This window comes from Sphingomonas radiodurans (assembly GCF_020866845.1).
GTDB classification, from domain to species: Bacteria; Pseudomonadota; Alphaproteobacteria; order Sphingomonadales; family Sphingomonadaceae; genus Sphingomonas; species Sphingomonas radiodurans.
On record NZ_CP086594.1, the window covers coordinates 849,631 to 866,173 of the forward strand.

General features: G+C 64.2%; 19 protein-coding genes and 1 tRNA gene. 14 read left to right on the plus strand and 6 right to left on the minus strand.

The window, feature by feature from the left end:
- Positions 1-176 precede the first annotated feature (176 nt).
- The 3 genes from LLW23_RS04160 (at position 177) to LLW23_RS04170 (ending at position 1,829) form a co-directional block, all read left to right on the plus strand.
- A tRNA-Ala gene (locus LLW23_RS04160) sits at positions 177-252 on the plus strand.
- Between the two features lie 66 nt (positions 253-318).
- On the plus strand, positions 319-1,077 hold the full coding sequence (locus LLW23_RS04165) for an NUDIX hydrolase (RefSeq protein WP_228947523.1): 759 nt from the start codon (positions 319-321) through the stop codon (positions 1,075-1,077).
- Positions 1,077-1,829, plus strand: a complete 753-nt coding sequence (locus LLW23_RS04170) for an extensin-like domain-containing protein (protein ID WP_228947524.1) — start codon at positions 1,077-1,079, stop codon at positions 1,827-1,829. The genes LLW23_RS04165 and LLW23_RS04170 overlap by 1 nt, the downstream gene beginning before the upstream one ends.
- Before the next feature lie 23 nt (positions 1,830-1,852).
- Here LLW23_RS04170 and LLW23_RS04175 read toward each other — a convergent pair whose 3' ends face one another.
- From LLW23_RS04175 to LLW23_RS04190, 4 genes are all read right to left on the minus strand, one after another.
- Complete coding sequence (locus LLW23_RS04175) at positions 1,853-2,404, minus strand: hypothetical protein (RefSeq protein ID WP_228948465.1); 552 nt, start codon at positions 2,402-2,404, stop codon at positions 1,853-1,855.
- Between the two features lie 183 nt (positions 2,405-2,587).
- Entirely contained in the window at positions 2,588-2,806 is a 219-nt protein-coding gene (locus LLW23_RS04180) for a hypothetical protein (RefSeq protein ID WP_333473793.1), read from the minus strand.
- Between the two features lie 26 nt (positions 2,807-2,832).
- Entirely contained in the window at positions 2,833-3,654 is an 822-nt protein-coding gene (locus LLW23_RS04185; RefSeq protein WP_228947525.1) for a transglutaminase-like domain-containing protein, read from the minus strand.
- 71 nt (positions 3,655-3,725) lie between these two features.
- Entirely contained in the window at positions 3,726-4,472 is a 747-nt protein-coding gene (locus LLW23_RS04190) for a Bax inhibitor-1/YccA family protein (RefSeq protein WP_228947526.1), read from the minus strand.
- Positions 4,473-4,600: 128 nt separating this feature from the next.
- Between LLW23_RS04190 and thpR the strand changes: the two genes are divergently transcribed.
- The 11 genes from thpR to LLW23_RS04245 all read left to right on the plus strand — a co-directional run bounded on the left by thpR (position 4,601) and on the right by LLW23_RS04245 (position 13,718).
- A complete protein-coding gene (gene thpR / locus LLW23_RS04195; protein ID WP_228947527.1) occupies positions 4,601-5,143 on the plus strand; it encodes an RNA 2',3'-cyclic phosphodiesterase in 543 nt (180 codons plus the stop codon).
- A 47-nt stretch (positions 5,144-5,190) separates the two neighbouring features.
- Entirely contained in the window at positions 5,191-6,762 is a 1,572-nt protein-coding gene (locus tag LLW23_RS04200; protein WP_228947528.1) for a spinster family MFS transporter, read from the plus strand.
- A gap of 5 nt (positions 6,763-6,767) precedes the next feature.
- Positions 6,768-7,502 (plus strand): lysophospholipid acyltransferase family protein, encoded by a 735-nt coding sequence (locus tag LLW23_RS04205; RefSeq protein WP_228947529.1) that lies wholly within the window; start codon positions 6,768-6,770, stop codon positions 7,500-7,502.
- A 10-nt stretch (positions 7,503-7,512) separates the two neighbouring features.
- On the plus strand, positions 7,513-8,835 hold the full coding sequence (gene miaB, locus LLW23_RS04210; protein WP_228948466.1) for a tRNA (N6-isopentenyl adenosine(37)-C2)-methylthiotransferase MiaB: 1,323 nt from the start codon (positions 7,513-7,515) through the stop codon (positions 8,833-8,835).
- 353 nt (positions 8,836-9,188) lie between these two features.
- Positions 9,189-9,710, plus strand: a complete 522-nt coding sequence (locus tag LLW23_RS04215) for a hypothetical protein (RefSeq protein WP_228947530.1) — start codon at positions 9,189-9,191, stop codon at positions 9,708-9,710.
- Entirely contained in the window at positions 9,707-9,856 is a 150-nt protein-coding gene (locus tag LLW23_RS04220; protein ID WP_228947531.1) for a hypothetical protein, read from the plus strand. Before LLW23_RS04215 ends, LLW23_RS04220 begins: the two co-directional genes overlap by 4 nt.
- Positions 9,853-10,290 (plus strand): M10 family metallopeptidase C-terminal domain-containing protein, encoded by a 438-nt coding sequence (locus LLW23_RS04225; protein ID WP_228947532.1) that lies wholly within the window; start codon positions 9,853-9,855, stop codon positions 10,288-10,290. The genes LLW23_RS04220 and LLW23_RS04225 overlap by 4 nt, the downstream gene beginning before the upstream one ends.
- Before the next feature lie 29 nt (positions 10,291-10,319).
- Positions 10,320-11,180, plus strand: coding sequence for a calcium-binding protein (locus LLW23_RS17505; protein ID WP_333473800.1), 861 nt, complete (start codon positions 10,320-10,322; stop codon positions 11,178-11,180).
- 127 nt (positions 11,181-11,307) lie between these two features.
- The gene (locus tag LLW23_RS04235) at positions 11,308-12,306 is read left to right on the plus strand and encodes a PhoH family protein (protein ID WP_228947533.1); all 999 of its coding nucleotides are present in this window, start codon (positions 11,308-11,310) and stop codon (positions 12,304-12,306) included.
- Positions 12,303-12,812 (plus strand): rRNA maturation RNase YbeY, encoded by a 510-nt coding sequence (gene ybeY, locus LLW23_RS04240; protein ID WP_228947534.1) that lies wholly within the window; start codon positions 12,303-12,305, stop codon positions 12,810-12,812. The genes LLW23_RS04235 and ybeY overlap by 4 nt, the downstream gene beginning before the upstream one ends.
- The gene (locus LLW23_RS04245; RefSeq protein ID WP_228947535.1) at positions 12,813-13,718 is read left to right on the plus strand and encodes a hemolysin family protein; all 906 of its coding nucleotides are present in this window, start codon (positions 12,813-12,815) and stop codon (positions 13,716-13,718) included.
- Here the strand turns inward: LLW23_RS04245 and LLW23_RS04250 are convergent, their stop codons facing one another.
- Both LLW23_RS04250 and hrpB read right to left on the minus strand, forming a co-directional pair.
- Positions 13,719-14,000 carry an ETC complex I subunit gene (locus tag LLW23_RS04250; RefSeq protein ID WP_228947536.1) on the minus strand — a complete coding sequence of 94 codons (282 nt, stop codon included), beginning with the start codon at positions 13,998-14,000 and terminating at the stop codon, positions 13,719-13,721.
- 10 nt (positions 14,001-14,010) lie between these two features.
- Positions 14,011-16,518, minus strand: coding sequence for an ATP-dependent helicase HrpB (gene hrpB, locus LLW23_RS04255; protein WP_228947537.1), 2,508 nt, complete (start codon positions 16,516-16,518; stop codon positions 14,011-14,013).
- Between the last annotated feature and the right edge of the window lie 25 nt (positions 16,519-16,543).

Genomic DNA, 16,543 nt, shown 5'->3' on the forward strand with positions numbered 1-16,543 from the left:
TCTTGATTTTCGAGGATGAGGTCTGCCCCAGCTCTGGCGGAAACGCAAAGATCCTTGGGATCAACTGAACCCCGCACGATCGCATTTCTAAGATGAAGCCAGCCTCACCGGAGCACGTTGCATCACCTGTGAGAGCCCGCTACAGCCCATGCTCTCCGGTGGATCCGGGTTCGGGCGGGGCCGTAGCTCAGATGGGAGAGCGCTGCAATCGCACTGCAGAGGTCAAGGGTTCGATTCCCTTCGGCTCCACCACTCCCCGGACAATTATCCTGCCTCCAAGACGTGACTTTCTGTGCCGAGCATCGTTAAGTCGGTCATATGAGCGAAACGCTGCCCGATCCGATCCCCGCCGCCACCCTCATCATCCTTCGCGCTGCTGAATACGGCGCCCCCGAAGTGCTGATGGTGGAACGAGCGAAGGCGATGGTGTTTGCCGGTGGCGCGATGGTGTTTCCTGGTGGCCGGATCGATCCCGGCGATCATGTCTTGGCGGAACTGCTCGGCGGTGACGACGAGACCGCGGCGCGCATCGCAGCTATACGTGAGACGATCGAAGAGGCAGGACTACCAGTCGGGTTAGCTGAATTGCCGACCGCGGCAGCGCTTGCGACAATGCGCGCGGCTCTTCACGACGGTGAGCCATTTGCCGAAGCGCTCGCCACCGCCGGCGCTACGCTCGATATCGCGCAGCTCGCCCCTTGGGCACGCTGGCGGCCGGCGCATGCGCACATGCGGATCTTCGACACGCGCTTCTATCTCGCCGAGCTGCCGCAGAATGCACCGCGCGCGAGCGTCGATGAGACGGAGAATGTACGGCTGGTCTGGTCGACGGCGCAGCAAGTGCTGAACGACGCAGACGCCGGCAAGCTCGCGATCATTTACCCCACGCGCCGCAACCTCGAGCGACTGGCGCAGTTCGCCAGCTATTCGGAGGCGCTCGCACACGCGCGGGCCACGCCCGTTGTCATGGTCACGCCGTGGGCTGAGACCCGCGATGGGCACGAGCATCTCTGTATCCCGCAGGATGCAGGCTATCCGATCACGTCCGAAGCGATCTCGAGCGCAATGCGTGGCTGATGCGCCGACGTGACCGCGCCGCACGGCGCGTCCGACGAACGGTGCGCTGGGTCGTAGCGTTAGCGGTTGCCGCGCTGCTGGCGCTGGTGGGTTACGGCTGGGTTAGGCAGCACCCGCAGGATAATCCTTGGGCACCGTTGGACCTATCGCAGCCCGTCGGCATGTTTACCGGGCGGAAACTCGCCGCGCTCGGCAGTGATTTTCCAGGTTGCCGCGCATTGCTTGATCGGGCCGGAGTTAAATATACCGTGCTGCCCGAGCGCAGCGAAGGCGAGCGCTGCGGCTACGCCGACGGGCTCCGGTTCACCGCCGATGATCCGCGGATCACACCATTCAGCCCGGCCAATCTTGGCACTGCCTGCCCCGTTTCCGCTGCATTGGCGCTATGGCAATGGGAGGTCGTTCAGCCAGCCGCCGAACGGCATTTCCGTATGCGGGTCTCGCACATCGAGCATCTCGGTAGCTACAATTGTCGGCGACTGTATGGGCGAAGCAGCGGCGATTTCAGCCAACATGCGACCGCCGATGCGGTAGATATCTCAGGCTTTCGTCTGGCGGATGGCACTCGCGTGACGCTCGTGGCGGACTGGACAAAGGCCGGGCCGCGAGCGGCTTTCTTACGCGACGTGCGCGACGGAGCCTGCGGCGTCTTCGCAACGGTCCTTTCCCCCGACTACAACGCCGCCCATCGCGACCACCTGCACCTCGACCAAGCCGATCGCGGCGCGATGAGCTGGCGCGCCTGCCGATGAATTCAGCACCGCAGCCCCACTGATCAGTTCGGCAGCGCGCCTGGCTCCACCTTCTCAACCCAATACGGATAGAAAGCCGGTTGCCGTGACGACCAACCCGAAGCGGTCGCGGCCGCCTCGCTGATCGACTGAAGCAGCTTACGGCGCAGCTCGGGGTGCAGGTGCGGCAATGCAGCCGCCGCGCAGAACGCACCCGGCAACCACGGACGTACCGAGGCACCGATCAGTCGCTCGTAGAGGAAGCGATATGCGGAAAAAGTCGTGATCCGCCCCTGCCCCAGATCGAACGCGCTGACCGTAACAAGCGGCGCGAGGAACGGCTCCATCGCATCAAGCCCGCTGTCGTCCGGCACCACTGCCCGAATGTCGGACAGCCGTTCGTAGTGTCGGGCTTGAGCGCGGATACTAGCCGCCTCGACCACGTCGCGCGACCAACGCGTCATGGCATCGTCACGATCAAGACCGATGTCCAGACTGCGTCGAATGTAACGCTGGGTAGACGCAGCGAACCCGGCAAACTCCTTCATCTCAGCCAACGTCATCACACCTTCGGCCGGCTTCATCTTGGCACTCATGTCGACCACCCCCCGGAATATCCGAACCTGCGCATCTTGCGCCAAGATGGTTAACAGCCGCCTTAACGCCGCGATGCCCGGCGTTCAGATACGAACACGGCTGTTGCCGCACCGCAACAAGCGATGCGACGAACGGAGTGAAGTTGTCATAAATGCACGCCAAGTGCGGCATGCGCGCAACAATCAAGCGTCCCGTTGACGCTCTGCTTCCTCGTCGAAGCCCGAGGATGGTGCAGGATCGCTACGCCCAGGTTGCGTGTTCTGCGGTGGATCGGAAGCGTCCATCGACTCATCGAGCGCATTGTCGAGCTGCGCGTCCTTGCTGTCGGGATGCTTATCGAGCCGCTTGGCGATCGATTTGTCGCGTCCGGCATCCTGTGACGGGGTCTGGTCAGTCGGCATCGAGCCTCTCCTCTGGAATTGCGTGCTCAACAGCCGGCACTGGCGCCCTGTTCCTCCGACGCTGTCAGATCGTCAAGCCTGCGGACCGAGACAGTCTGCGCCCAGAGGTTCGCGGTACCAAAGATCGTCATGAACGCGATTTCGGTCGCATCCAGACCCACGGCAACACGTGCAAGATCGCAGCACGATGCCATGCCGGTTGCGTCGAGCAGATGCCAGCCGCCGCCGAGCCACACTTCGGCAACCGCGTGGAAATCCGGTGGATCGACCCCAGGCGCGTAAGCGGCGACGCACCGCGCCGGAATTTCGCCCGCGCGCGCGAGCGCCACCAGCAGGTGCGCATAATCACGACATACCCCGCGCCGTTCGGCAAAGGTGGTCAACGCGGTTGTGCGTCCGTCACTCGCCGCGTTGGAATATTCGATGGCACGACAAACCCACTCCGTCATCGCCACGGCGAGCGCGCCGCCGCTCAAACCAGCAAACTCTCGACGGACGAAATGTTCGAGGCGATCCGATTCGCAGTATCGACTGGGCAGCATGTAGCGGATCACCTCGGGCGGCAGCTCGCGGACTGGTCCGGATGAAAGGCTGGAGAGGTCGATCGCCGGCCGCTCGATCGTCACGACCGCGCGGTAATTGGCCACCAGCCGCTGGTCGCCCCGCGCCCAGCAGCGTTGCCCAATGCCTTCCTCGCCGCGGATCGCGCGGATCGGATGATCGGACTCGATAATCAGAGATTCCGTCTCGATCCGCTGGTCCGCCATGGCCGCGGCCTCGATCTGCAACAGCACATCCGCCGGCTCGGGAAAGCCATAATCGAGGTGAACGTCAATCGCGAGCCGCATGCCCTATCCACCATGAAAAGGCCCGGCGAGTTTCCCCGCCGGGCCAAGAAGTTAAAGCTCGAAGTGCGCGGTTAGTCGCGGCTGCCGAGGAACGAAAGAAGGAACTGGAACATGTTGACGAAGTCGAGATACAGCGACAGCGCGCCCATGATCACGGCCTTGCCCATCATCTCAGTGCCTGCAACCTGCGCATACATCTCCTTGATGCGCTGCGTGTCGTACGCGGTGAGGCCTGCAAACAGCAGCACGCCGATCGCGCTGATCGCGAGGCTGAACACTGACGACTGGAACCAGATGTTCAACAGCGAAGCAACGATCAGACCGACCACGCCCATGATCAGGAACGTGCCGAAGCCCGACAGGTTCTTCTTCGTCGTATAGCCCCAGATGCTAAGCGACAGGAACGCTACCGACGTCGCAAAGAACGTGATCGCGATCGACGCGCCAGTGTAGCGGAGGAAGATCGTCGACATCGACAGGCCCATGATGCCTGCAAACGCCCAAAACAACAGCTGCGCCGTACCGGTCGACAGGCGGTTGATGCCGAAGCTCAGCACCATCACGAATGCCAGCGGCGAGAACATGATGACGTACTTAAGGACACCGGGGGCCAGGAATACCTGCGCCGCCATGCTGTTGGCACCGCCGCTGGCAAAAATCAGCGCGACGATACCGGTCAGCAACACGCCCGATGCCATGTAATTATAGACAGACAGCATATACTTGCGGAGACCCGCATCGTACGTCGTCCCACGCGTGCCCGGCACGCTCGCGCCGAACGCGCTCGCCGTCGGGCGGGGGTCGGACCAATTAGCCATTGTCAGTTCGCTCCTTCGTCCGGCATGCGGCCGGTTACCCGACGAATATCGCGTTTAATGCACGTTTTTTCAAGCTGACGGTGTGCCGGCAATAGTTCGTAATGTAGCTTTTTGACAGGGGCGCTCCGATGCATCGCTTATTCGTTGCGCTACGTCCGCCCTCCATCATCCGCGACGCGCTCGTAGACACAATGGATGGTGTGACGGATGCGCGCTGGCAGGATGACGAGCAGTTGCACCTGACGCTGCGCTTCATCGGCGCAGTCGACCGCCCTGTGGGCGAAGATGTCGCCGCCTCGCTCACGTTCATCCACGCCGCTGCGCCAACGGTGTCGCTCGCCGGCGTCGGGCAGTTCGACCGTCGTGGCAAGACGGACACGCTATGGGCGGCATTGATGCCGCACGACGCGCTCACTGCGCTGCACCACAAGATCGACCAGGCACTCGTGCGCATCGGCTTGGAGCCGGAACGACGAGCGTTCTTGCCCCACATCACGCTGGCACGACTTGCGCGCGGCGCGAACGCCGAAGCCGAAGTGGAATGCTGGCTCGCCCGCCATGCCGGGGTTACCAGCGCACCCTTCGTCCTCCCGCATCTCATTCTATACGAAAGTCACCTCGGCCGCGCCGGCGCAGAATACGAGCCAATCGCCCGCTGGCCCCTTGCCTGAAGCTCTGTTAGTCGCCGAGCAGCGTGATGCGTAGGGAAAGGCGCGGAATGGCGGGCAGTGAAGTGGGCAATGCCGACGGCGAATACCGCGCCACCGGCTACGGTTGGTATGTGCTGTCGATCCTGTTCGTGGTCTACATTCTGAATTTTGTTGATCGGCAAGTGATCTCGATCCTGGCGGAGGACATCAAGCGCGATCTGAACCTGCGCGACGAGGATCTGGGCTTCCTGTATGGCACGGCGTTCGGCGTGTTCTACGCGCTGTTCGGTATCCCGCTCGGGCGGCTAGCCGACAATTGGCATCGCGTGCGGCTGATCAGCGTTGGGCTTACCTTGTGGTCGACGATGACCGTGTTGTCCGGCCTGTCGCGCACCGGTGGGCAACTCGCTCTGGCGCGTGTCGGCGTCGGGATCGGAGAGGCGACGGCAAGTCCGTCCGCTTACTCTTTGATCTCTGACTATTTCCCCAAGCGCCTCCGCGCCACCGCATTATCGATCTATTCGGCCGGGCTTTATGTTGGTGCCGGCACATCGCTGTTCATCGGCGGATTGATCGTGCAGGGCTGGAACGGCGCCTATCCCAACGGTGGCCCGTTCGGCCTGGTTGGCTGGCAAGCGGCCTTCATGGCGGTTGGCATCCCTGGCCTCGTGGTCGCGCTGCTGATCTCGACGCTGCGCGAGCCTGTTCGCGGTCAATCCGAAGGACTGGCGCAGCCGCCGCATCCGGCGCCTTTCGCGGCGTTCTTTCAGGAATTGCTGACAATCCTGCCCCCCTTGACGCTGATTGCGGCAGCGCGTTGCGGCAGGCGGGCATTGCTGTGGAACCTCGTTGCCGCGGCTGTCACGATTGCCGTCGTCCTGCTGCTTATCAGCTTCGGCGAGCCGCTGCCGCAATGGATCGCGGTCGGAATCGGCTGTTACGCGGTTTTCTCTTGGGCAAGCGCCTTGCGCTACCGCGACCCCCCGACCTTCGCGCTGATCGTCGGCACACCGGCCTTCCTCTGCACCGTGGTTGCATACGGCCTCAATGCGTTCCTGAGCTACGCGGCGGGCTTCTGGGCTGCCCCGTATGCGATGCGCGATCTGGGGGTTTCGCCGGCGGAAGCTGGGCTGATCCTGGGGGGCCAGGGGGCGCTGTCGGGGTTTCTTGGGGTGACTGTCGGCGGCATTCTAGGTGATCGGTTGCGCCGACGGCATCCGGGCGGGCGGCTGATCATGGTCGCGCTAGGCGCGGTGCTACCAGCCCCGTTCATGGCGATCGGCTTCACGACCGATACCCCCATGGTGCTTTACGTCTGCCTGTTCCTCGCGCAGTTCACCGCGAGTTGGGGCCTGGGATCATCAGCGGCGACGACGCAGGATCTCGTCCTGCCGCGGATGCGCGGTGCAGCGACCGCGACCTACTTTGTCGGCACGACACTGCTTGGGCTCGCGATGGGGCCTTATCTTGCCGGGCGCGTCTCGTCACTTACCGGCAGTCTCTCCACGGGCATGCTGTCGCTGCTGGTCACGGTGCCGATCACGTTCGTCGCGGCGATCGCTGCCTTCCGCTTGGTCCCTGCCGCAGAAGCGAGCCGCGAAGCGCGCGCACGGGCGGCGGGTGAACCGGGCCTCGACTGACGGCGATGTTGCGGATCGCGCTGCGGCTGACGGCCCTCCTCGCCGCCTTGCTGCTTATGGTGCCACTCCACCTCGGCTGGCGCCTTTTCCGACTGCCCTCCCCCTGGCCCAAGCTGTTCCTCGGCAGCATGGGCTGGATCGTCGGCGCGCGGCGTCGCACGATCGGCACGCCGCTCAAACGTGATGTCGTGTTCGTCTCCAATCACCTGAGCTGGATGGACATCCCGCTGCTCGCCGGCCGCAACGGCAGCGCATTCGTCGCCAAGGCGGAGTTGCGCCACGTGCCGCTCGTCGGATGGCTATGCACGCTTAACCGCACGATCTTCGTCCGGCGCGAGGATCGCATGGCGGTGGCCGACCAGATCAATACCTTGCGCAATGCGCTCGCCGAGACATGGGCGATCACCATCTTCCCCGAAGGCACGACTGGCGACGGCAAGACGCTGCTGCCGTTCAAGGCCGCATTGCTCGCGGTGCTCGATCCACCCCCACCGGGCGTGCTGGTCCAGCCGGTGCGGGTAGATTACGGTGACGCTACCGACGAACTCGCCTGGGTCGACGACGAACCCGGCCAAGTGCACGCCGCGCGCGTGCTGCGCCGCAGCGGAAGCTTTACCGCGACGCTGCACTTCTGCGCGCCATTCGACCCGCGCGACTATCCCGGCCGAAAGGCGATAGCCGCCGAGGCCCGCGCGCGGATCGCGGCGGCCGGTGGTGACGTCGGATCACCTCCGCTATAGACGCGGCATCATGAAGCCTGTTCCCAAGACCTTCGCCGTCAAATCCTTCGGCTGCCAAATGAACGTCTACGACGGCGAGCGCATGGCCGAGCTGATGACCCGCGAGGGCATGACCCCTGCCGATGCCAGCGACGCCGACCTCATAGTGCTCAACACCTGCCACATCCGAGAGCGGGCGACCGAAAAGGTGTTCTCGGACATTGGCCGTATTCGCAAGGATCGACGGGCCAAGGACGGCCGTGGGCCGATGATCGCGGTCGCAGGCTGCGTCGCGCAAGCCGAGGGCGAAGAGATCATCCGCCGCGCGAAAGTCGACGTGGTGGTCGGCCCGCAAGCCTATCACAACCTGCCCAAGCTCGTCGCGGAGGCCGCCGCGGGGACAACGGCACTCGACACGGACATGCCGGTCGGCTCCAAGTTCGCCGCGCTTCCCGCACGTCGCACGGTCGGCCCGACCGCATTCCTCACCGTGCAAGAAGGCTGCGACAAGTTCTGCACCTACTGCGTCGTCCCCTACACGCGCGGCGCCGAGGTAAGCCGGCCGTTCGCTGCGATCGTCGACGAAGCGAAGGCACTGGTTGATGCCGGCGCGCGTGAGATCACGCTACTCGGCCAGAACGTCAACGCGTGGGAAGACACCGACGGCCGTGGCCTCCACGATCTGATCCGCACGCTGGATCGCATCCCGAGCCTCGCGCGAATTCGCTACACCACCAGCCACCCCAACGACATGGCCCAGGGCTTGATCGACGCGCATCGCGACGTCGAAAGCTTGATGCCGTTCCTGCACTTGCCCGTACAGTCGGGCAGTGATCGCCTGCTCAAGGCGATGAACCGCAGCCACGATCGCACGTCATACCTCCAGCTGCTCGACCGCGTCCGCGCGGCGCGGCCGGACATCGCACTGTCGGGCGACTTTATCGTTGGCTTCCCCGGCGAGACCGACGCTGACTTCGAGGAAACGCTGCGACTGGTGGACGCGGTCGGCTACGCTCAGGCGTTTAGCTTCAAATACAGCCCGCGTCCCGGCACGCCAGCAGCCGATATGGCCGACCAGATTGCGCCCGACGTAATGGACGAACGGCTCCAGCGCCTGCAGGCCGCGCTGAACCGCGACCAGCTTGCCTTCAATGAGTCGGCCGTCGGGCGGATTTGCGACGTGCTGATCGAACGCCCAGGCAAGTTTGCCGGGCAAATGCTCGGCAAGTCGCCCTGGCTTCAGTCGGTGCTCGTGGATAGTGCGTTCGCGATCGGCGACATTGCGCGGGTCGAACTCACCGCGGCAGGTCCCAAGTCACTGACCGGGCGCCAACTGGTCGCCGCTGCAGCATAGGAAATGAACTAAATCGACGTGACGCTTTTGTCCGATTGACAAACCTGCAGGACCGTCCGAACCTCCGCCGATAACAACAAAAGAATGTTTAAAGACGGGAATCCGCAAGGTCAGCCGCTTTTAGATCCAGCAGTCGATTACCCGAACCGTCAGTCTCGGGTGAGACGCCATCCTGAATGTTGATCCGCGCGGAATACGACAGGTAAATCAGGGAGAAATTGATCTCTAACGTTGACGCCCCAACAACTGCGCTCTGCCAGTGTGCCGCGTGCACGAGCGGCACCGGCACGCATCCGAACAACACGCTCTGAAACGATGGCCGGTATATTGAATACGCATCGGTTGATCCGAACGTGGGCGGAACGCTGAATGGCAAACCGATCTGGGACGTTACGACCATTTTGGAAAATCTAAACCGCACGGAACAGGACTGGTATACCGACAACTATGGTGAATTGAACGACGGCGTCCTAAATTTTGGATTTTGGCGAAATATTTCCGAAATTACGAATAGCTATTACGTTAATGCGACGGGTAGCGATTACTTCAGCGAAGCAGTTAGGGCAAACTTTTCGGCGTTCAACGCTGGCCAGCGCACCATCGCACGCAACTTGATAAACTCGTGGGATGAGGTAGTCGGCATGTCGTTGCGCGAGACCAAGTCGGGTGATGCAGACATTACGTTTGGTAATACCGCCACTGGCGGCGCGCAGACCTATGCCTACCTGCCGTTCGGCAGCGGGCTATATCAGACGTATCAAGATCTTTACGACTTCTCCGAAGTGGGTCGCCTTGGTGGCGACGTGTGGATCAACGGGTTCGTTGGTTCGAACTTCAATCCACTCACCAATAGCTACTACGCTGTCAGGGCGTGATCCACGAGATCGGTCACGCGCTCGGTCTCAGCCACCCGGGCGACTATGACGCGCTCGACGATAATGACGGCGACGTGGTGCCTGATCGATCACATACGCCAGTGATGCTGCATTTGCACAGGATTCGCGCCGATATTCGATCATGAGCTATTTCGACGCCTATGAAACCGGCGCTCAGCACATCGATTGGACGCTGACCAACTTCGCCTCCGCGGCGACTCCGCTGGGGCACGATATCGCTGCCATCCAGGCGATCTACGGTGTCGATACTACCACGCGCACCGGCAACACCGTATACGGCTTCAACTCGACCGCCAGGGACGATGCGTACGACTTTAGCCTGAACACGCGCCCGATCGTCACGATCTGGGATGCAGGCGGCAAGGACACGCTCGACTTCTCGGGTGGGATTCTACGTCGATCATCGATGTCAACGAAGGCGCCTTCTCCTCGGGCGGCGGCGTCATCGAATTTCTGTCACTGGAGGAAGTCAACGCGAACCGTGCGGCGCTCGGCTTCGCCCCGCGCGGTCAGGCGACGTACGATTTCTACGTCAATCTGCGCGATGAGCTCGGCCTGACCAGCGGCCTGTTCACGGACAATATCTCAATTGCTTATGGCGCAGTGATCGAGGATGCGATCGGTGGAGGCGGCGATGATTTGATCATCGCCAATGGTGTGGCAAATCGCATCGACGGCGGGGCCGGCAGCGATACAGTCAGTTATGAAACGGCGACCTCGGGCGTCCAAATAGCGCTGACTCACGGCATCGGCTCACTCGGCGCGGTCGGCGACCGTATCTCCAACATCGAGAATCTCATCGGCTCGAAGTTTGGCGATCGCCTGATCGGAAATGCCAGCGAGAACGTCTTCGAAGGCGGCGCTGGCGATGATCGCTTCACTGGCAACGGCGGCGCGGACACATTCGTGTTCAAGGTTGCCAATGGGGGGACTGGGATTGATCGCGTCACCGATTTCGGGGTCGACGATTTTGTCGTGACCGACACGGCGTTGTCCGACACGGATGGGGTAATCGACGTTGCCGCCAATGGTACGCTGGTCATTGACCAGGCGACTGGATCGCGCGTGTTGTTGCAGGGCATCGACATGTCGGCGGGCCTACGCTTCAGCGGTGAGGAAGACGGGCTGTTCTACTACCGTTACAACGGGGCCAACACGGCGACGCTGCCGCTTGTGACTGATTCCTTTGCCGCGGGGCGTGTATACGACGCTGCACCGACGCTTGAGGAAAGCGGCGTCGCATCGCTCTACGCGCCGTACACCGGGGGCACGTCGTCCCCGCTCGGCGACAGCGCAGCCGATCAGATCGCGGACGCGCGACTGGCGATGGGTTCGGTTTCGGCAGGCGCCTTTGTAGGCGCCGGGGAGAGCGAGCCGTTGGTAGCTGCACCCTATGCGTCGGGATCCCACTTCGCTATTCTCGACATGTGGCACGTCGCGATCGCATAATTAGCATCTCTCAGGCCCCGGATCGTCAAAGCGATCCGGGGCTTTCTTTTTTAATGGAACGAACCGGCCTTACGCGACATCATCTGTCCAGTCATGATCGGCGCCGAATGTTGCGCCCGGGAGCAAGATGAGTCGCAAGCCCGTACCAGCCCAAGCGGGCGATCGCAGCCGTACCGAACTTACCTTCGATCGGCCCCAGTCACTGAGCATGTTGTTCGGCCAGTACGACCGAAACCTGGTCGCGCTGGAAAACCGCCTCGGCGTTTACATCACCGCGCGCGGCAACCGTGTCGGGCTGGAGGGCACCGCCGAACAGGTGGCGCTCGCGCGCGACGTGCTCAACGATCTGTACCAGCGGATCCAACGCGGCGAAGAGATCGACGGCGGCCTCGTCGATGCATCGATCGCGATGGCGGCAGAGCCGACGCTCGACGGGATCATCTCGGCCGAAGGCGGTGGCGCGCCGTCGATCATGATTCGGACGCGCAAGAAAACGATCGTGCCGCGCACGCCAGCGCAGGCACATTATATGCGCGAGTTGATCAGCCACGATATGATTTTCGCGCTCGGGCCGGCAGGCACCGGCAAGACCTATCTCGCCGTCGCGCAGGCAGTGGCGCAGCTCATCACCGGCAGCGTCCAGCGGCTGATCCTGTCGCGACCGGCGGTGGAGGCGGGCGAGCGGCTCGGCTTTCTCCCCGGCGACATGAAGGAAAAGGTCGATCCCTATCTCCGCCCGTTGTACGACGCGCTTTACGATTGCTTGCCCGCCGAGCAGGTAGAGCGCCGTATCGCCAGTGGCGAGATCGAGATCGCGCCGATCGCGTTCATGCGCGGCCGTACGCTCGGTGACGCCTTTGTGATCCTTGACGAGGCGCAAAACACGACGCCGGGCCAGATGAAGATGTTCCTCACGCGCTTCGGACAGAACAGCCGCATGGTGATCTGTGGTGATCCCAAGCAGACCGATTTGCCCGGCGGTGTTGCGGCGAGCGGCCTGGCCGACGCAACGATGCGGCTGGAAGGCGTGGAAGGCATTTCGCTCGTCCGCTTTACCGTGGCGGATGTCGTGCGGCATCCGATCGTCGGCCGGATCGTCGAGGCGTATGAGGGGCGAGAGGCTTGATCCATCTCGAGGTTTCGCATGAGCACCCCTGGCCCGATGCCGCCTGGGACTCACTTGCCGTCACCGCGGTGCGCGCGGCGATCGGCGGCACCCCCTATGGTACGATCCTCGCCACGCCGGCATCGGTCGAGGTAAGCGTGCGCCTGACCTCGGATGACGAGGTCCATGCGCTCAACCGCCAGTATCGCGGCAAGGACAAGCCGACCAATGTCCTGTCATTCCCGATGGTCCAGCCCGACCTGATCGACACCGTCAGCCAGAATTCGGACGATGGCGAAGTGCTGCTGGGTGACATCGTGATCGCGCACGGCGTCTGCACGCAGGAAGCGCAGGAACGCGGGATTTCGCTCGAAGACCATTTGTCGCATTTGATCGTGCACGGCACGCTGCATCTGCTAGGCTATGATCACATGACCGACGAAGACGGGGATGCAATGGAGGGGATCGAGCGCGATGCGCTCGCGACGCTCGGCATTGCTGATCCTTACGCCATACGAGAGGACTAAGTGTCCGACGACCGAAGTAGCGCCGGCAACGGCGACCCGCATGAATCCGGCATCTGGCGCGGCCTGCGCAACCTCATCTTTGGCGATGCCCAGGAGGAGCGGCTGCGCGACCAGCTGGAGGATGCGATTGATCGGCATGAGGATGATCCAGCGCCCGAGGCGAAGGGCGATCTCACCCAGCTAGAGCGGCAGATGGTCCGCAACCTCCTCCATTTCGGGGAGCGCGATGCTGGCGACGTTGGCGTGCCGCGCGCGGACATCATCGCGGTGGAGGAACAGACGAGCTTTGCCGAGACCGTCCAGGTCTTCGCCGATGCGGGTGTCAGCCGTCTCCCGGTGTTCCGTGAAAAGCTCGATACGATCATCGGCATGGTTCACATCAAGGACGTGTTCGCGATCCTCGCAACGGACGCGCCGCGCCCGACGACCATCGCAGCCCTGATTCGCCAGCCGCTGTTCGTGCCGATGAGCCGCGGCGCACTCGATCTGCTCGCCGACATGCGGCAAACGCGCGTCCATCTGGCGGTGGTGCTCGACGAATACTCCGGCACCGAGGGGCTCGTCACGATCGAGGATCTGATCGAGGAGATCGTCGGTCAGATTGAGGACGAGCATGACGAGGCGCCGGCCTTATTGCTCGTGCCGCTCGACGGCGGCGCTTGGGAGGCCGATGCGCGGGTGGAACTCGAGGAGGTCGGCGAAACGGTCGATTCGCGGCTCGCCGAGGCGGAAAGCGACGTGGACACGATCGGCGGGCTTACCGCGGTGCTTGCGGGTCGCGTTCCCGCGGTGGGCGACTGCGTCGATCATCCCAGCGGCTGGCGGATCGAAGTGGTCGCCGCCGACGAACGCCGCGTCGATCGCGTCCGCCTTCACCCCCCGGTGCCCGAGCCCGAGGGCGACTAACTACCGAAAATTGTCCGCGTAGCTTTGCAGCTTAAGCTGCTTCTCCGGGGCGGTGATCACGGTGTACGACAAGCCCTCGCGCTCGGCGTAGGCAGTCGCCGCCTCCAGCGTCGGGAAGCCGAGCCGAACCTGTTCGCGCGTCTCGGCGCCACCAGCCCAGCCCGTCAGCGGATCGGCGCGCTTGGCATCGTTGGAGGTGAATTCGAGCTGCCAGCGATCAGTGCGATACTTGCCTGATTGCGTGGCGTTCTTCGGGCGCTGAAAGATGCGGACAGTCGACATAACCGGGGCTCTACCGGAACCCGCGCGCTCTTGCATCGGCATTTTTCGTCCGGAGCGTTGCGGCAGCGGAGGCCGGATCGTCCGGCCACGGGTGGCGCGGATAGCGCCCGCGCATCTCCTTCGCCACCGCTGCCCAGCTTCCCGCCCAAAACCCCGGCAGATCGCGCGTCGTCTGGATCGGGCGCCCCGCCGGTGAGGTGAGCGACAGCACGAGCGGCACGCGTTCGGCACCAATCGTGGGATGCTCGGCGAGGCCATATAGCGCCTGCACCCGCAGCTCCACGCGCGGGCCGCCGTCCGCTGCGTAATCGATCGCATGGCTGCTGCCGGCGGGGCTCGTGAACTGCGCCGGCGCGCTTCGGTCAATCCGCTGCTGCTCGTCCCACGACAATAATCCGCGCAGCGCCTCACCGAGCGCGCCGGGCTGAATCGTGTCAAGGCGGCGTTTACCGACGAGGAGAGGCGGAAGCCATTCGTCGAGCCGGGCCAGCAAAGTCGCATCGTCTAGCGCCACCCCGGCATAAGCGGCTCGCTGGCGATAGGCGCTAGCGCCCTCCCTCCAAGGCAGCATGGCGAGTCCGTGAACGCGGACGCCCGCCAACAGCGCCGCCGCGATCACCGCCGGATCGGCGTCGCTATCCGGGCCGCTCGATAGGCGAATGGCGCCGAGCCGGCGCTCGCGCACCGGGCGCACGCCGCCGGTTGCGGGATCGAAGTCGGCGGTGCGCCGCGCCTCGATCCGGTCGCCGAACAGCGCCTCGACCGTTGCCTCGTCGATCGCGGCAGCGGACAGGATCCGCGCGCCCGCGGCCATGCCCTGCGTCTCGGCGACGGCAAGCCACTCCTCTCGCGCCAGCGATGCGGCGGGATCGAGCTTGAACCCACGTCCGCCGACCGACGCCCAGCGCTCGCCGGAAGCGTCTCGGCGGCGAGCGATACGATCAGGGAAGGCGAGCGCAATTGCGACTTCAACTCCCCTCCCGCTTGCGGGAGGGGCCGGGGGAGGGCTTGTCAACGAAGTGTCGTCCTTGCAGACAGCCCCTCCCCTGACACCTCCCGCTTGCGGGAGGGGGACTTGCCTCGCCCACTGCTCCGCCAACTTGCGCGCCGCCTTCGCTTTCGGCGACCGATCGCCCCGCCAGCGTCGGGCGCGTTGTTCCAGATCAACGTCGGTACCGCCCAGCCCCCGCTCGCCCAGCAGCACCGCCACTTCCGCTGCCACCGCGCCCAGCCCGATCTCGCCAGCACGGACAAGCATGTGCGCCAGCCGCGGCGGCATTGGCAGCGCCGCGATCGCGCGTCCGTGCGGCGTCGGGCGGCCGTCGCCGTCGATCGCATCGAGCGCCGTCAGCCGCGCGCGCGCCTCGGACACCGCGGCCTCGGGCGGCGGATCGATCCACACCAGATCGCGCGGGTCAGCGACGCCCCAGATCGCGCTTGCCAGCACCAATGCCGACAGATCCGCCTCAAGGATCTCGGGCGGGTCGAAGCGCGGCAGCCCGGCAGTCGCCGCTTCCTCCCACAGGCGATAGGCAATCCCCGGCCCTTGCCGCGCGGCGCGCCCCGCGCGCTGGGTCGCCGATGCCTGGCTGGCGCGTTCGGTTACCAGCCGTGTCATCCCCGCCGCGCGATCGTAACGCGCGCGCCGCGCCAGCCCCGAATCGACCACGATCCGGATGCCGTCGAGCGTCAGGCTTGTTTCTGCGATCGAGGTCGCCAGCACGAGCTTGCGCCGCCCGTCCGGCTCAGCCCGGATCGCGACGCGCTGCGCGGCGGGATCGAGGCTCCCATGTAGGCGGTGCAACGCAACACCCGGGATGTTCTCAAGCCGTTCGGCAGTGCGCTCGATCTCGGCCACGCCCGGCAGGAAGGCGAGCACGCCACCTTCCGCCTCGCCAAGGGCAAGCCGCACCGCAGCAGCGACCGCATCCTCGATCCGATCCTGCTGCCGGCCGATATGATGGACCGCGAGCGGCCAACTTCGCCCCTCGCTCTCAAGCACCGGTGCGCCATCCATCAGTGCTGCGAAGCGCGCGCCGTCGAGCGTCGCGGACATTGCCACCAGTCGCAGGTCGGGTCGCAGCCCAGCCTGCGCGTCGAGCGCGAGCGCCAGCCCAAAGTCACCGTCGAGGCTGCGTTCGTGGACTTCGTCGAACAAGACTGCGGACACACCGGCGAGCTCGGGATCGCGTTGGATGCGCGCGGTGAAGATGCCCTCGGTGATCACCGTCACGCGCGTCACGGCCGAGCGCTTAGTATCCAGCCGCGTCGCATAGCCGAACGTCCGCCCGACGGGCTCACCAGCGCTCGACGCCATCCGCTCCGCCGCCGCGCGCGCGGCTAACCGGCGCGGCGAGAGGAGCAGTATCTCGCCGCTGCACCATGGCTCGTCGAGCAGCGCGGGAGCAACCGCAGTAGTCTTGCCGGCGCCCGGCGGCGCAACGAGCACGGCGTTGCAGCGCGCGCGCAACATCGCGAGCAGCTTCGGAAGGACGGCATGGATCGGAAGGTCAGTCACGTCGCCCGCTCATCATGTCGGGCTC

Bases quoted from the DNA above. Each gene is read 5' to 3' on its own strand.
- LLW23_RS04165 (WP_228947523.1), top strand. From the start codon at position 319: ATGAGCGAAACGCTGCCCGATCCGATCCCCGCCGCCACCCTCATCATC.
- LLW23_RS04170 (WP_228947524.1), top strand. From the start codon at position 1,077: ATGCGCCGACGTGACCGCGCCGCACGGCGCGTCCGACGAACGGTGCGC.
- LLW23_RS04175 (WP_228948465.1), bottom strand. From the start codon at position 2,404: ATGAGTGCCAAGATGAAGCCGGCCGAAGGTGTGATGACGTTGGCTGAG.
- LLW23_RS04180 (WP_333473793.1), bottom strand. From the start codon at position 2,806: ATGCCGACTGACCAGACCCCGTCACAGGATGCCGGACGCGACAAATCG.
- LLW23_RS04185 (WP_228947525.1), bottom strand. From the start codon at position 3,654: ATGCGGCTCGCGATTGACGTTCACCTCGATTATGGCTTTCCCGAGCCG.
- LLW23_RS04190 (WP_228947526.1), bottom strand. From the start codon at position 4,472: ATGGCTAATTGGTCCGACCCCCGCCCGACGGCGAGCGCGTTCGGCGCG.
- thpR (WP_228947527.1), top strand. From the start codon at position 4,601: ATGCATCGCTTATTCGTTGCGCTACGTCCGCCCTCCATCATCCGCGAC.
- LLW23_RS04200 (WP_228947528.1), top strand. From the start codon at position 5,191: ATGGCGGGCAGTGAAGTGGGCAATGCCGACGGCGAATACCGCGCCACC.
- LLW23_RS04205 (WP_228947529.1), top strand. From the start codon at position 6,768: ATGTTGCGGATCGCGCTGCGGCTGACGGCCCTCCTCGCCGCCTTGCTG.
- miaB (WP_228948466.1), top strand. From the start codon at position 7,513: ATGAAGCCTGTTCCCAAGACCTTCGCCGTCAAATCCTTCGGCTGCCAA.
- LLW23_RS04225 (WP_228947532.1), top strand. From the start codon at position 9,853: ATGAGCTATTTCGACGCCTATGAAACCGGCGCTCAGCACATCGATTGG.
- LLW23_RS04235 (WP_228947533.1), top strand. From the start codon at position 11,308: ATGAGTCGCAAGCCCGTACCAGCCCAAGCGGGCGATCGCAGCCGTACC.
- LLW23_RS04250 (WP_228947536.1), bottom strand. From the start codon at position 14,000: ATGTCGACTGTCCGCATCTTTCAGCGCCCGAAGAACGCCACGCAATCA.